This is a genomic window from Streptomyces gobiensis (genome assembly GCF_021216675.1).
Classification (GTDB): Bacteria; Actinomycetota; Actinomycetes; order Streptomycetales; family Streptomycetaceae; genus Streptomyces; species Streptomyces gobiensis.
This window is the reverse complement of record NZ_CP086120.1, coordinates 3996635-4010493: the sequence shown is the minus strand read 5'-3', so window position 1 is coordinate 4010493 and position 13859 is coordinate 3996635. Positions and strand designations below refer to the sequence as shown.

Genomic DNA, 13859 nt, shown 5'->3' with positions numbered 1-13859 from the left:
CCCGGTCCGGGTGCCCATGCCGCGCGCCGGGTATGCCGGTCACTTCGGCTGGGCCGCCGCCAGCCGCCATAGCGAGGTGACCTCCGCCGCGCGGGCCATATGGAGGGGGTCCTCGGGGTCGGTGGCGCGCGGGTGGACCGGGCGGGCGTCGAGGCGGTCCACCACCCGTAGTCCCCCGGTCCTGAAGAGGTCAAGGAGCTCTTCGCGGGGGCGCAGTCCGAGATGTTCGGCGAGGTCGGAGAGGATCAGCCAGCCCTCGCCGCCCGGCTCCAGATGGTCCGCGAGCCCGGTCAGGAAGCCGTGCAGCATCCGGCTGCCGGGGTCGTATACGGCCTGCTCCAGCGGCGAGGTGGGCTTGGCCGGGAGCCAGGGCGGGTTGCAGACGACCAGCGGGGCCCGGCCCACCGGAAAGAGGTCCGCCTCGACGACCGTCACCCGGTCGGCGACGCCGAGCCGTTCGGCGTTCTCCCGGGCGCAGGCCAGCGCCCGGGCGTCCTGGTCGGTGCCCACCACCCGCTGGACACCGCGACGCGCCAGCACCACGGAGAGCACCCCGGTACCGGTGCCGATGTCATAGGCCAGCGCGTTGTCTTCGGGCAGCGGCGCCTGCGCCACCAGATCGACATACTCCCCCCGGACCGGCGAGAACACCCCGTAGTACGGATGGATACGGTCACCGCCGAGCGCCGGGACGGCCACCCCCTTGCGCCGCCACTCATACGCGCCGATCACCCCGAGCAGCTCGCGCAGTGATACGGCGAACGGCGTGCTGTCCGGGCCGTACGGTCCGTACGCCTGCTCGCACGCCTCCCGCACCTCGGGCGCCCGGCGCAGCGGGATCACATACCCCGCCTCAACAGGCACCAGCAGCATGCCGAGGATCCGGGAGCGCTGGCCCTGCGCCTGCCGGTGCAGATGGAAGGCCTCGCGCGGCGTCGCCGCGGGCTTGCGCCTGCGGCGGTCGGCACGGCGCCCCATGGCGTTCAGCAGCTGGCGGGCACCCTGGAAGTCACCACGCCACAGCAGTGCGGTGCCCTCACAGGCGAGCTTGAAGGCGGCGTCGGCGGTCATCCGGTCATCGGCCTCGACCACCTTCTTCGGCGGCGGAGCCGCTGACTCCGAGCGCCAGCGGACCGGGGGCGCGGAGGGGTCGAGGGGAAGTGCGTCCATGCCAGGACTGTACGGCGCCGGGAGCCACGCGCCCCTTCGTGCCTCCATCCGGAACCTGGCCGGCCCGGGATACGTTGACGCTCAGGGCACCAGCGACGCGAGGGAGACAGACCATGGCAGGGTTCTTCGACCGGGCCAGGGAACAGGCACAGCGCGGTCTTGCCCAGGGCAAGGAGAAGGTGGAGGAGGTCCAGGCCCAGCGGGAGGGCAAGGAGCTGCTGCGCAGGCTCGGCTCTGCGTACTACGCACAGCAGCGCGGCCGGGGCTCCCAGCAGGCGGTGGATCAGCACCTCCGCGAGCTGGACCAGCACATCGAGAAGAACGGCGACGCGTTTTTGCGGTAACGCCTCCCCGGAGTAGCAGGACAATCGGGGTATGACCCCGTCGCTCGCCGCCCTCGCCCCGCGTCTGCCCGCACCGCTCCAGGAGGCGGCGGACGAGCGGTTCACCCGGCGGGGGCTGCGGCTGCTGCTGAAGCGGGACGACCTCATACACCCGGCGCTGCCGGGCAACAAGTGGCGCAAGCTCGCCCCCAATCTGCGGGCCGCCACCGAGGGCGGCCAGCGCACTCTGCTCACCTTCGGCGGTGCCTACTCCAACCATCTGCGCGCCACCGCCGCGGCGGGCCGGCTGCTCGGGCTGGCCACCATCGGCATAGTCCGGGGCGATGAGCTGGCCGACCGCCCGCTCAATGACTCCCTCGCGCACTGCCGCACCCAGGGCATGCGGCTGCACTTCACCGCCCGCGCCGAGTACCGGCGCCGCGCGGACCCCGGATACGCGGCGGAGCTGCGGGAGCGGTTCGGTGACTTCTTCCTCATACCGGAGGGCGGCAGCAACGCACTCGCGGTGCGCGGCTGCGCGGCCCTCGGCGCCGAGCTGCACGGCCACGCCGATGTGGCCGCCCTCGCCTGCGGCACCGGTGGCACGCTGGCCGGGCTGGCGGCCGACGGGCCACGGGTGATCGGCTTCCCCGTCCTCAAGGGCGGGTTTCTGCACGCCGAGGTCGAGCGGCTGCAGCGCGAGGCCTTCGGCGGCCCACGGGGCGACTGGTCGCTGGAGGACCGGTTCCACTGCGGCGGCTACGCCCGTACGACCCCGGAGCTGACGGAGTTCGCGGCCGATTTCGAGCAGCGCCACGGCCTGACCCTGGACCGGGTCTATGTCGCCAAGATGCTCTACGGGCTCACCACACTCGCCGAAGAGGGCGCCTTCCCCGCCGGGACCACGCTTGCCGCCGTCATCACCGGTTAACCTCTCCCCATGATCCGAGCCGCCGCCCCCGCCGATGTCCCGGCGATCCGGGACATGATCCGTGAACTCGCGGAGTACGAGCGCGCGCTGGAGCATGCCCAGGCCACCGAACGGCAGCTGCATGACGCGCTCTTCGGCGAGCACCCGGCCGTCTTCGCTCTCATAGCCGAGGACGACAGCGGCGGCGGCCCGGTGGGCTGCGCACTCTGGTTCCGGAACTTCTCCACCTGGACCGGCACCCATGGCGTCTACCTGGAGGATCTCTACGTCCGCCCCGAGGCGCGCGGCGCGGGCCATGGCAGGGCGCTGCTCGCGGCGCTCGCCCGGATCTGTGTGGAGCACGGCTATGAACGCTTCGAGTGGTGGGTGCTCGACTGGAACGAGCCCTCGATCGGCTTCTACAAGTCGCTGGGGGCTGAGCCCATGGACGAGTGGACGGTCTTCCGGCTCACCGGCCGGCCGCTCCGGGAGCTCGCGGGAACCGCGGACGGCAACGCTGCGTAATTCTTATGGAATTGGCCTCGCTCAACCCCTAGCCACAGACAGTGCCCATATGTTTACTATGGGTGACCTTAACGGTATGGGGTGCCATGGCCTCCATCCGGGCGACAGCATGCCACGGATCGCGATAGCGTCGCAGGCGAACTATCTGCCGCGCCGGTCCGTTAGCCCCCGTGACAGGGGCGACGGCCCGGCGTTCGTGGCAGCTCAACCAGTTGTGTCACCTTGGAGGTGAGGGTGTCCCAGATCGTAGGTGGGGAGAAGGACTTCGTCGAGGTCCGGCTGCCCGCAGCGGGTGCCTATCTATCCGTGCTGCGTACGGCCACCGCCGGCCTCGCGGCACGCTTGGACTTCACCCTCGATGAGATCGAGGATCTGCGCATCGCGGTTGATGAGGCGTGCGCGATCCTGCTCCAGCAGGCCGTCCCCGGAAGTGTGCTCAGTTGTGTCTTCAAGCTGGTCGGTGACTCACTGAGAGTGACGGTCTCGGCACCCACAACGGACGGCCGTGCTCCCGAGCGCGACACCTTCGCCTGGACGGTGCTCTCCGCGCTGGCCGGCGAGGTCGACTCAACAGTCGCCGAGGACCGCACGGTCAGCATCAGCCTGCACAAGAAGCGTGGCGCTGACCCCGGAGCATCGTGAGCGATGCCAGAGGGCCAGCACGGGACGAGGGGGCCGGTATGAACGACCTGGAGCGTGAGGCGCCGGTGGGCCGTCATGAGGTGGCGACGGACCCGACGGCGATCCCGGAGCAGCAGGCCCGGCCGCATCCGGCCGACCCGAGTCAGCGAGTGGAGCAGGCAGAGCGGGCGGACGCCATGGACCAGCAGCAGCACACGCAGGGCCAGTACGGGCAGCACAGCCACAGCGCTGCGGACCCGCACGACCGCAGTGGCGCCCGGGCCCTGTTCATAGAGCTGCGCAAGCTCCCGGAGGAGTCACCGGAGCGAGCTGAGCTGCGCAACACCCTGGTGCGGATGCATCTGCCGCTCGTCGAGCATCTGGCACGGCGCTTCCGCAACCGTGGTGAGCCGCTTGACGATCTGACCCAGGTCGCCACGATCGGTTTGATCAAGTCGGTGGACCGGTTCGACCCGGATCGTGGTGTGGAGTTCTCCACCTATGCGACCCCAACGGTTGTCGGCGAGATCAAACGGCACTTCCGTGACAAGGGCTGGGCGGTACGGGTGCCGCGCAGGCTGCAAGAGCTGCGGCTGTCCCTGTCCACCGCGACCGCCGAGCTGTCTCAGCAGCACGGCCGCGCGCCCACGGTGCATGAGCTGGCCCAGCGGCTGTCGATCTCCGAGGAAGATGTCCTGGAGGGGCTGGAGTCAGCCAACGCCTACAGCACCCTCTCTCTCGATGTGCCGGATACGGACGATGAGTCCCCGGCGGTCGCGGACACCCTGGGCGCGGAGGATGACGCGCTGGAGGGCGTGGAGTACCGCGAATCGCTCAAGCCGCTGCTGGAGGAGCTGCCGCCACGGGAGAAGAAAATCCTGCTGCTGCGGTTCTTCGGCAATATGACCCAGTCGCAGATCGCCCAGGAAGTCGGCATCTCCCAGATGCATGTCTCCCGGCTGCTGGCCCGCACGCTGGCACAGCTCCGCGAGAAGCTCCTCGTCGAGGAGTGAGCCGTCGAGGAGCGAGGCTTACGCGTCCCGCCCGGCGATCCCGAGCGAGTCGGCGGCCTTCCGGTGGAAGAGACAGACCAGTACGGCGATGGCGACGGCGGCGAGCGCCAGCCCGCCCGCGACCCAGGCGCCCTCGCTGTTGCCCATCTGCCATCCCACCGGCAGCGACAGCAGCTGTAGGAAGATCGCCGGGCTGCGGCTCCAGCGGCGCAGCCGCCACAGCCCACGGGCGGCCGCCAGCGGCAGCACGGCGAGCGCCAGCACGGTCACGGCCCCCGTGGCGGCCTGCGTCACGCTGTCCGGCCGGTCTCCGGTCAGCAGCAGCGCCAGCATCCACACCCCGAGCCCGGCCACCACGATCCCTTGCAGGCCGACCAGCGCGGCGGCGACGGTGACCCGGGTCGGGCGGGCGGTCTCGGCAGGACCAGCGGCGGCAGAGGTTTCCGTACTCACCCCGTCAGGGTAGCGGGAGCCGTATTACGGGGCGGGGCCCCGTGAAGCCATGCCAGGGGGTGAGCGGCTCCGCCCTCGCTAGGTAACCTGCACTCCATGCGCGCACTTCTCGTGGTCAACCCGAAAGCAACCACCACCAGTGCGCGTACACGTGATGTGCTCACGCACGCCCTCGCCAGCGACCTCAAGCTGGAGGTCGCGACCACTCAGTACCGGGGCCATGCCCGGGACCTCGCCCGGCAGGCGGCGGAGGGGGGCGAGACCGAGCTGGTGATCGCGCTCGGTGGCGACGGCACCGTCAACGAGGTGGTCAACGGCCTGCTGCACCGGGGCCCCGACCCAGCCCTCCCTCGCTTGGCCGTGGTGCCCGGCGGCTCCACCAATGTCTTCGCCCGCGCGCTCGGACTGCCCAACGATGTGGTGGAGGCCACGGGCGCGCTGCTGGACGCGCTGGAGTCGCGCAGCGAGCGCACCATCGGCCTCGGTCTGGCGGCCGGGACCCCGGACACCGAGGACGCCGAGGTGCCCGCGCGCTGGTTCACCTTCTGCGCGGGCTTCGGCTTTGACGCGGGCGTGGTAGGACGGGTCGAGCAGCAGCGGGAGCGGGGCAAGCGTTCGACTCACGCGCTGTATGTACGTCAGGTGATGCGGCAGTTCCTCATGGAACCGCACCGCAGGCGTGGCACGATCACACTGGAGCGGCCCGGCGAGGAGCCCGTCGAACAGCTTGTGCTGTCCATAGTCTGTAACACCGCTCCCTGGACCTACCTGGGCAATCGCCCGGTGTACGCCGCTCCGGAGGCGTCCTTCGACACGGCCCTCGATGTGCTCGGACTCGCCCGGCTCTCCCCCGCCGCGGTCACCCGCTATGGGGCTCAGCTGCTGACTTCGTCACCTGAGCGCGGGCCGCGCGGCAAGCACGCCGTCTCACTTCACGACCTCACGGACTTCACCTTGCATTCACAGGTTCCACTGCCCTTTCAGATGGACGGTGACCACCTAGGGCTGCGTACGAACGTGACCTTCACAGGCGTTCGCCGTGCACTGCGTGTGATTGTGTAAGCGGAAGGGCCTAAAGTCCTTCTACTCGAACGTTTAGGCCAGCTTCCACCCACTAGAAGTACGGCTGTGAGCCAAGCGACACCAAGGAATCAAAAAAAACTTGCCAGAAGGGGTTGTATCCGCCGCCGAGGTTTGCGAGTCTCTTCATGGCGATCGGGACGGTCCCTTCCGTGGACCCCCTTGAGAGCCTGAATCCCCTCTATCACCCCAATGGGACCCGCATCACAGTCGATCGGTGACCCCTTCACTTGCGAGGGGATTCGTGAAAGCGTTCACATTCACAAGCATCACCAGATCACACAGGAGATGGAGCAGCCATGGACTGGCGTCACAACGCCGTTTGCCGCGAAGAAGACCCCGAGCTCTTCTTCCCCATCGGCAACACTGGTCCTGCGCTGCTGCAGATCGAGGAAGCCAAGGCCGTCTGCCGCCGCTGCCCCGTCATGGAGCAGTGCCTGCAGTGGGCTCTTGAGTCCGGCCAGGACTCCGGTGTGTGGGGTGGCCTCAGTGAGGACGAGCGCCGCGCTATGAAGCGCCGCGCCGCCCGCAACCGGGCACGCAAGGCCACTGCCTGACGCCCAGCCCCGCCACCTGCTGCCCCGAGTCGCAGCGCGCAGTGCCCCCGAGTGCGCACCGCAACGTCAGCGCTGAGCCCCGGTTCGTAAGACCGTCTGCTGGACCGTCTTACGAACCGGGGCTCAGCGCTTTCGTACTCAGCGCTTCTGCGGCGCCACCGGGATGTCGAAGATGACCCGGGTACCGCGCTCGGGAGCGGGCACCATGTCAAAGGTCCCGCCGAGCTCACCCTCCACCAGGGTCCGTACGATCTGCAGCCCCAGATTGCCCGCTTTCCGGACATCGAAGCCCTCCGGCACGCCCTTGCCGTCATCCTGCACGGTGACCAGCAACCGCGCCTCCCGGCCCGCTCCCCCGCCGCGCACCGCGCCGACCTCAACGGTGCCGTGGTCGCCCGGCCCGAAGCCGTGCTCCAGAGCGTTCTGCAACACCTCGGTCAGCACCATCGACAGCGGGGTCGCGATCTCGGCGTCCAGAATCCCGAAGCGGCCCGTACGCCGTCCCGCCACCTTGCCCGGGGAGATCTCCGCAACCATCGCCAGCACCCGGTCGGCGATCTCATCGAACTCAACGCGCTCATCGAGGTTCTGGGACAGTGTCTCGTGGACGATGGCGATCGAACCGACCCGGCGGACGGCCTCCTCCAGCGCCTCCCGCCCTTCCTCCGAACCGATCCGCCGCGCCTGGAGCCGCAGCAGGGCGGCGACGGTCTGGAGGTTGTTCTTCACCCGGTGATGAATCTCCCGGATGGTGGCGTCCTTGGTGATCAGCTCGCGCTCCCGACGGCGCAGCTCGGTGACATCACGCAGCAGGACGAGCGAGCCGATCCGGGTGCCCTTGGGCTTGAGCGGGATGGCACGCAGCTGGACGGCACAGTCGTTGCCCTCGATCTCGGCCTCGCGCGGTGCCCAGCCACTGGCGAGCTTGACCAGTGATTCATCGACCGGCCCACGGGAGGGCGCCAGCTCGGCGGTGGCCTGGCCGAGATGCATGCCGACAAGATCGGCGGCCAGGCCGAGACGGTGATAGGCGGAGAGCGCGTTGGGGCTCGCGTACTGGACGAGGCCTTCGGCGTCGAGCCGGATGAGGCCGTCACCTACGCGCGGTGAGGCGTCCATATCGACCTGCTCGCCAGGGAAGGGGAACGCACCGGCGGCGATCATCTGGGCCAGGTCGGAGGCGCTTTGGAGGTAGGTGAGCTCCAGTCGGCTCGGCGTACGCACGGTGAGCAGGTTCGTATTGCGGGCGATCACCCCCAGCACCCGCCCCTCACGGCGGACCGGGATCGACTCGACCCGGACCGGGACCTCCTCCCGCCACTCCGGATCGCCCTCACGGACGATACGGCCCTCGTCGAGCGCCGAGTCGAGCAGCGGGCGGCGACCGCGTGGCACCAGATGGCCGACCATGTCGTCCTGGTAGGAGGTCGGCCCGGTGTTGGGACGCATCTGGGCTACGGAGACATAGCGTGTGCCGTCACGGGTAGGCACCCACAGCACCAGATCCGCGAAGGAGAGGTCCGAGAGCAGCTGCCACTCGGAGACCAGCAGATGCAACCACTCGAGATCGGACTCCCCGAGGGCGGTGTGCTGGCGTACGAGATCGTTCATAGAGGGCACACAGCGAGCCTAACCGGCGGCCGATGGGGCTTACGTCTATGCCTCCGCGCTCCTGTGCGCAAGAATCAACCCCAGCCGCCCTGTTGCGGCAAGAAGTCCATTCAAGGCATAGACAGACCAGATTGGTCTAGTCCAGAATAAAGAAGCAGACTTCTGCCCTCCCCGCACAGGAGGGCAGAGCGAGGCTCACGGCGCTCTCTGCCCTGACTGCGCCGGGGTCTCCGATCGCTCCGGGCTGCGGTGCCGGACGGGTTGAGGGTCCCGTCCAGGCGCCGCGGCCCGAAGTGCGTCCAGGTCTTGCCGCGGGGTCCGACTCCCCTGTCCCGCCCCTCCCCGAAACCGCAGGCTGACGCCCCCAGACCCCCTCCCCGTGTTGTGGGCACTCTCCCCCAGACTTCTCCCCCAGCTACCGCTGGGAGGTGCCCCCAGGGAGGTGCCCCCAGCCCCGCGAGGGGCGTAGGCCCGCCCTGCTACGCAACCACCCACCCACACCAGCCACAACGCTCCGGCCCACCCCGCAACAGAGCTCGCGACGCCTGGTGGGCACAACACCGGCCACCGGCCCGCACCCGCCAAACCCCGGGGCCCCGGGGCGAAGCCCCGGTTACGGGAAGGGGTGGGATACGGGGACACCCACCCACAGCACCCCGCAGCCGGGCGAAGCCCCGCCACGCGGCGCAGCCGCACACCGGCACAGCCGGGACGGAAACCCCCATCGGGGGCGTGACGCTGGCGCCTCGGCTCTCACAGCGCGGGCTGGTGGGCGGTGTTGCGCCCACCAAGCGCCGGGAGCCCCATTGCGGGGTTGGCCCGGAGCGTCGCAGACTGCCGCAGCAGGCCACGCCTAATGCGTTTCGGTGACCTTCGCCAGCGCGCGAGGCGCGTCCGGGTCCTGCCCGCGGGCAATCGTGACCTCATAGGCCAGCATCTGCAGCGGGATGATCTCCAAGATCGGCTGAAGCTCCTCACCGACCCCCTCAGTCGGCAGGACAAACCCCGCCGAGGCCCCGTCCACCTGTGGCTTGGGGCCGATGACGACCAGATCCGCGCCACGGTCCTTGAGGCGGTCGAGCACAGGCTGCAACGCATCACCGCCCTTGCCGTCGGTGACGATCGCGATGACCGGCGAGACATTGTCGACCATCGCCAGCGGTCCGTGCAGCAGGTCCGCGCCGGAGTAGGAGAGCGCCGGGATGTAGCTGGTCTCCATCAGCTTCAGCGCGGCCTCCTTGGCGGTCGGATAGCCGTAACCACGGGAGGTGAGCACCATGCGCTCGGCGAAGCGGTAGCGGCCCGCGAGCTCCTTGACCTCGGCCTGACGGCCGAGGATCTGCTCGGCGAGCTCGGGCAGCGCCCTGGCGTTCTCCGCGCCGTCGCCCCCGCGCAGACCGTCAACGAAGAGGTAGAGCGCCAGCAGCTCGGCGGTGTACGTCTTTGTCGCCGGAAGCGCCTTCTCCGGCCCGGCGAGAACGTCGATGTGGAACTCGCTGACCGCGGCAAGGGCGGAGTCGGCGTTGTTGGTCACCGCGAGAGTGATCGCACCGGCCTCCCGGGCGGCCTGGGTGGAGGCGACCAGGTCCGGGGAGCCACCGGACTGGCTGACCGTGATCACCAGACAGTCGGTGAGGTCGGGCTTGGCCTCGTACGCGGTGGTGGTGGACATGGAGGTGAGCCCGCAGGGCTTGCCCAGCAGGACCTCGAGCAGATACTTCGCGTACAGCGCGGCGTTGTCGGATGTGCCGCGCGCCGTGAGCAGTACGAAGCGGGGGTTTCTGGCCGCGATCTGCTCGGCGACTTCACGGATCTTCGGTGCGCCCTCGTCAAGGATGCGGCGCAGTACGGCGGGCTGCTCGGCCATCTCGCCGGACATGATCCGACCTGTCGCCGGGCGATCAGCTGCGGACATGCTGGGTGCCTCCAGTTGGCTGTATTGCGTGCGGTCCACGGAAGATCAGCCGTCGGCCCCCTGGCCGGCGATGACCTCCGCGGCGGCCCGGCCGCAGACGCGGGCGGCGCCATGGGTCGCGATGTGCAGTGCACCGGAGGGCGGCGCTTGGGGGACACCCATCTCCACCACAACCGTGTCGGGCCGGGCAGCGAGCAGGGCATCCAACGCGTCGGCCATCCAGGGGTGGCGGTGGACGTCGCGGACCACTGCGACGATCCTACGGTCCGCCGCGGCCCCGAGCACATTTGCGATCATTGCAGAAATACCGTGCTCCGCCGCCTGCTGCCGGCCGTAGGCACCGGTTTCGCTGCCGGGCAGCAGCTGTGCCAGCTCGACGGCGAGTCCCCAGGGGGTCTCGGCACCGACGGCGATGTTCGCCACCGGTGTGAAGGCGGCGACATACGGGCCCTCGGTCAGCGGGACCCAGCCGTCCAGGCCGGTGATGCTCAGGGCGCGGCGGGCGGCGGTCAGTCCGACGTCGGGGGCGGGCGCGCCCCCTTCCCCCGCCGGGGCCCCCGCCCTCGCTTCCGCCGCCGTCCAGCGCGCGAGCGCGCGTACCCGTGCTGCGGCGTCGGCGAGCCGTTCCTCAGACAGCTCGCCCGCGCGTACGGCCCGCAGCAGCGCGTCGCGCAGCCGCAGCACGGTGTCCTCATCGGCCAGCCCGCCGCCCACGCAGATGGCGTCGGCGCCCGCGGCGAGCGCGAGCACGGTGCCGCGCTCAATGCCATGGGTGTCGGCGATGGCCTTCATCTCCACCGCGTCGGTGACGATCAGGCCCGCAAAGCCGAGGCCGCCCTCGCCCACCGGCGCACGCAGCAGTCCGGTCAGAGCGGCGGGGCTGAGCGTCGCGGGCAGCACCGAGTCCAGCGCGGGCAGCAGGATATGGGCGCTCATCACGACCTTGGTCCCGGCGGCCACCGCGGCCCGGAAGGGGATCAGTTCGCGGGCATGAAGGGTACTGAGGTCGGCGTCGATACACGGCAGATCGTGGTGGGAGTCCACATTGGTGTCGCCGTGCCCGGGGAAGTGTTTGGTGCAGGCGGCCACCCCCACGGACTGCATGCCCTCGATATACGCGGCGGTGTGCCGGGCGACCAGCCGCGGGTCAGCGCCGAAGGAGCGGACGCCGATGACGGGGTTGTCCGGGTTGGAGTTGACGTCCGCGGAGGGCGCCCAGTTGAGGTTGACCCCGCAGTCGGCAAGGCGGCGGCCGAGTTCGCGGGCGACATCCCGGGTCAGTGCCGGGTCGTCGATGGCGCCGAGTGCGAGGTTGCCGGGGAAGGAGGAGCCGGTGCGCGCCTCCAGCCGGGTGACATCGCCGCCCTCCTCATCGATCGCCACCAGCACATCGGGGCGTACGGCGCGCAGCTGGGCGGTGAGCGCGGCGAGCTGCCGCGCCGACTCGATGTTCCGGCCGAACAGGCCGACGGAGGCCAGCCCTTCACTGAGTCTCCGCAGCAGCCAGGTGGGGGCCGCGGTGCCGGTGAAACCGGGCTGGAGGACGGCGAGGGCGTCCCGGGTGAGGGTGTCGGATTCGCGGACGAGAGTCGTCATGGGCGTGCGCTATCCCTTCACTGCGCCGGAGGTGAGGCCCGCCGCCATCTTCTTCTGGACAATCATGAAGAAGATCACGACAGGAACAGCGATCATCACGGACCCGGCCATCAGCCCTCCGTAGTCGGTGCCGCGGTCAGTGGTGAAGTTCATCAGCCACACATTGAGTGTGTATTTGTCGTTGTCCTGCATCAGGATGTAAGCGAACAGATACTCGTTCCACGCGGTGATCAGCGCGAAAATGGAGGCCGCCGCGAGACCGGGAGCGAGCAGCGGGAAAATCACCCGCCAGAAGGCGGCCATCCGCGTACAGCCGTCCACCATCGCGGATTCTTCCAGCTCCTTGGGGACGTTGATGACGAAGCCACGGATCATCCAGGTGGTGAAGGGCAGTACCGACACCAGATAGACGACGATCACACCCCAGTACTCATTGAGTGCGCCCATGGCGTTGAGCTGGACGTAGATGGGGATGAGCATCGCGGTCGGCGGCAGCAGCTGGACCATGATCAGCACCATCATGAACGGCTTGCGGCCGATGAAGTTGAAGCGGCCGATGGCAAAGGCCGCGATGGTGCCGATCAGCATGGCACCCAGCACCGAGGTGACGCAGATAATCAGGCTGCTTTGAATCGCGGTCCAGAAGAACCGGGTCTCGGTGGCCCGTACGAAGTTGTCGAAGGTAATGGAGTTGGGCCACAGCGGCTGGTCGTAGCTGCGGATCTCGCGGTTCGGGCGGAAGGCGCTGACGAGCAGCCAGTACACCGGGAAGGCCATCACCACAAAGGTGATCAGGCCCAGGATGTTATAGCCGAGGCGGTTCTTTTCGCGGCCCCGTTTACGGCCCGGCTTACAGTCCGGCTTGCGGCCCGGTTTACGATCCGGCCGGACAGCCCGTTCGGGGGCGGTCGCCTTTTTGCGGGCTTCGGTCTCGCGGGTGGCGGGGGTGGAGGTCGTCACTCGACTTCTCCCGTCTTGAGCAGCTGACGCAGGTAGTACACGGCCACACCGGACAGCAGCAGCACGGTGATGAGCGCGATGGCGGTGCCCTGGCTGAACGAGGAGCTGCTGAACGCCTTCTGGAAGGAGTAGATGCCCAGCAGCTCGTACTCCGGCTCCGGCTTGTTGCCGCGCATCAGGAAGACCTGGCCGAAGACGTTGAAGTCCCAGATGACCGAGAGCGTGGCGATCATCTGGAAGACCGGCTTGATCACCGGGAAGACGACATTGCGGAAGACGCCCAGCGGCCCTGCGCCGTCGAGCTGGGCGGCCTCCTCCAGCTCCTTGGGCACCTGGGTGAGCGCGGCATAGAGCGTGATCACCACAAAGGGGATGGCCCCCCAGATCACCACGGCGGCGATAATGGTGAACCCCTGCCAGGGGTTGAGGAACCAGTTGTGCCCCTGGAAATCCACCCCGGGAACCTTGCTGAGCAGGCTGTTCACCACGCCGTAGTCAGAGTCGGCGAACCACCGGAAGATCGAGGTCGCCACCAGCAGCGGCATGGACCAGGCGGCGACCAGCGCTCCGGTCAGCAGCAGCCGTACCCAGGTGGACAGCCGCTGCATCAGCAGGGCTATGAGCAGGCCGAAGGCCATGGTCGCGGTGACACATACGACCATGAAGACCACGGTCCGGAAGGTGACGGCCCAGAACTGGGAGTCGCCCAGGATATGGGTGAACTGAGCGAAGCCGACCCAGGGCGGGGTCTCGCCGCTCCACAGCTCCCTGCGGCCCATGTCCTGGAAGGACATGACCACGGTTTTGACCAGTGGCCACGCGAAGACCGCGCCGATCGCGATGATCGCGGGTCCGATCAGCAGATAGGGCAGCAGCGCGCCGGTGGTCTTCTTGCTGGGCCGGACACCGTCCCGGGGCGGCCGCGGGCCGCTGCCGCCGGGATCCCGTGGCCCGGCTACCGGGGGATCGGCGGCTTGTGTGTCGGCAGCAGTCACTGTGCTGACCTTCCATCAGTCTCCTGGCGAGGGAACCCCCGGCTTCAGCCGAGGGGGGAATCGCTTCCTTGGCCTGTGGCCGCAACCTTCGGGTTGGAAGCTCCCCTCCTTCAGGTGGGGAAGCGGAGTC

14 protein-coding genes are annotated in these 13859 nt (G+C 69.0%); 7 read left to right on the top strand and 7 right to left on the bottom strand.

Translation table 11 applies throughout. The features are described from left to right. Positions 1 to 39: 39 nt before the first annotated feature. Positions 40 to 1170, bottom strand: a complete 1131-nt coding sequence (locus test1122_RS18790; protein WP_232270332.1) for a methyltransferase — start codon at positions 1168 to 1170, stop codon at positions 40 to 42. A 113-nt stretch (positions 1171 to 1283) separates the two neighbouring features. Between test1122_RS18790 and test1122_RS18785 the strand changes: the two genes are divergently transcribed. The 5 genes from test1122_RS18785 (at position 1284) to test1122_RS18765 (ending at position 4562) form a co-directional block, all read left to right on the top strand. Further along, positions 1284 to 1514: a hypothetical protein gene (locus tag test1122_RS18785; RefSeq protein WP_232270331.1), complete on the top strand. Its 231-nt coding sequence runs from the start codon at positions 1284 to 1286 to the stop codon at positions 1512 to 1514. A gap of 31 nt (positions 1515 to 1545) precedes the next feature. After that, complete coding sequence (locus test1122_RS18780; protein ID WP_232270330.1) at positions 1546 to 2424, top strand: 1-aminocyclopropane-1-carboxylate deaminase/D-cysteine desulfhydrase; 879 nt, start codon at positions 1546 to 1548, stop codon at positions 2422 to 2424. 9 nt (positions 2425 to 2433) lie between these two features. Further along, a complete protein-coding gene (locus tag test1122_RS18775; protein ID WP_232270329.1) occupies positions 2434 to 2928 on the top strand; it encodes a GNAT family N-acetyltransferase in 495 nt (164 codons plus the stop codon). A gap of 234 nt (positions 2929 to 3162) precedes the next feature. After that, on the top strand, positions 3163 to 3570 hold the full coding sequence (locus test1122_RS18770; protein ID WP_232270328.1) for an ATP-binding protein: 408 nt from the start codon (positions 3163 to 3165) through the stop codon (positions 3568 to 3570). A gap of 38 nt (positions 3571 to 3608) precedes the next feature. Further along, positions 3609 to 4562 carry an RNA polymerase sigma factor SigF gene (locus test1122_RS18765; RefSeq protein WP_232270327.1) on the top strand — a complete coding sequence of 318 codons (954 nt, stop codon included), beginning with the start codon at positions 3609 to 3611 and terminating at the stop codon, positions 4560 to 4562. Positions 4563 to 4580: 18 nt separating this feature from the next. Here test1122_RS18765 and test1122_RS18760 read toward each other — a convergent pair whose 3' ends face one another. Then, positions 4581 to 5015, bottom strand: a complete 435-nt coding sequence (locus tag test1122_RS18760) for a hypothetical protein (protein WP_232270326.1) — start codon at positions 5013 to 5015, stop codon at positions 4581 to 4583. 96 nt (positions 5016 to 5111) lie between these two features. Between test1122_RS18760 and test1122_RS18755 the strand changes: the two genes are divergently transcribed. Both test1122_RS18755 and test1122_RS18750 read left to right on the top strand, forming a co-directional pair. After that, positions 5112 to 6077: a diacylglycerol/lipid kinase family protein gene (locus test1122_RS18755; RefSeq protein ID WP_232270325.1), complete on the top strand. Its 966-nt coding sequence runs from the start codon at positions 5112 to 5114 to the stop codon at positions 6075 to 6077. Between the two features lie 317 nt (positions 6078 to 6394). Further along, positions 6395 to 6652 (top strand): WhiB family transcriptional regulator, encoded by a 258-nt coding sequence (locus test1122_RS18750; RefSeq protein WP_028427873.1) that lies wholly within the window; start codon positions 6395 to 6397, stop codon positions 6650 to 6652. A gap of 138 nt (positions 6653 to 6790) precedes the next feature. Here test1122_RS18750 and test1122_RS18745 read toward each other — a convergent pair whose 3' ends face one another. The 5 genes from test1122_RS18745 to test1122_RS18725 form a co-directional block, all read right to left on the bottom strand. Beyond that, positions 6791 to 8263 (bottom strand): PAS domain-containing sensor histidine kinase, encoded by a 1473-nt coding sequence (locus test1122_RS18745; protein ID WP_232271975.1) that lies wholly within the window; start codon positions 8261 to 8263, stop codon positions 6791 to 6793. Between the two features lie 853 nt (positions 8264 to 9116). Continuing rightward, on the bottom strand, positions 9117 to 10178 hold the full coding sequence (locus test1122_RS18740) for an SIS domain-containing protein (RefSeq protein WP_232270324.1): 1062 nt from the start codon (positions 10176 to 10178) through the stop codon (positions 9117 to 9119). A gap of 45 nt (positions 10179 to 10223) precedes the next feature. After that, positions 10224 to 11774: a glycoside hydrolase family 3 protein gene (locus test1122_RS18735; RefSeq protein ID WP_232270323.1), complete on the bottom strand. Its 1551-nt coding sequence runs from the start codon at positions 11772 to 11774 to the stop codon at positions 10224 to 10226. A gap of 9 nt (positions 11775 to 11783) precedes the next feature. Then, entirely contained in the window at positions 11784 to 12734 is a 951-nt protein-coding gene (locus tag test1122_RS18730) for a carbohydrate ABC transporter permease (RefSeq protein ID WP_422397009.1), read from the bottom strand. Next, positions 12731 to 13729 (bottom strand): carbohydrate ABC transporter permease, encoded by a 999-nt coding sequence (locus test1122_RS18725; protein ID WP_232270322.1) that lies wholly within the window; start codon positions 13727 to 13729, stop codon positions 12731 to 12733. Before test1122_RS18725 ends, test1122_RS18730 begins: the two co-directional genes overlap by 4 nt. Positions 13730 to 13859: the final 130 nt, after the last annotated feature.

Coding starts and splice junctions, on each gene's coding strand:
- test1122_RS18785 (WP_232270331.1), top strand. CDS start 1,284: ATGGCAGGGTTCTTCGACCGGGCCAGGGAACAGGCACAGCGCGGTCTT.
- test1122_RS18780 (WP_232270330.1), top strand. CDS start 1,546: ATGACCCCGTCGCTCGCCGCCCTCGCCCCGCGTCTGCCCGCACCGCTC.
- test1122_RS18735 (WP_232270323.1), bottom strand. CDS start 11,774: ATGACGACTCTCGTCCGCGAATCCGACACCCTCACCCGGGACGCCCTC.
- test1122_RS18745 (WP_232271975.1), bottom strand. CDS start 8,263: ATGAACGATCTCGTACGCCAGCACACCGCCCTCGGGGAGTCCGATCTC.
- test1122_RS18765 (WP_232270327.1), top strand. CDS start 3,609: ATGAACGACCTGGAGCGTGAGGCGCCGGTGGGCCGTCATGAGGTGGCG.
- test1122_RS18775 (WP_232270329.1), top strand. CDS start 2,434: ATGATCCGAGCCGCCGCCCCCGCCGATGTCCCGGCGATCCGGGACATG.
- test1122_RS18790 (WP_232270332.1), bottom strand. CDS start 1,170: ATGGACGCACTTCCCCTCGACCCCTCCGCGCCCCCGGTCCGCTGGCGC.
- test1122_RS18755 (WP_232270325.1), top strand. CDS start 5,112: ATGCGCGCACTTCTCGTGGTCAACCCGAAAGCAACCACCACCAGTGCG.
- test1122_RS18750 (WP_028427873.1), top strand. CDS start 6,395: ATGGACTGGCGTCACAACGCCGTTTGCCGCGAAGAAGACCCCGAGCTC.
- test1122_RS18740 (WP_232270324.1), bottom strand. CDS start 10,178: ATGTCCGCAGCTGATCGCCCGGCGACAGGTCGGATCATGTCCGGCGAG.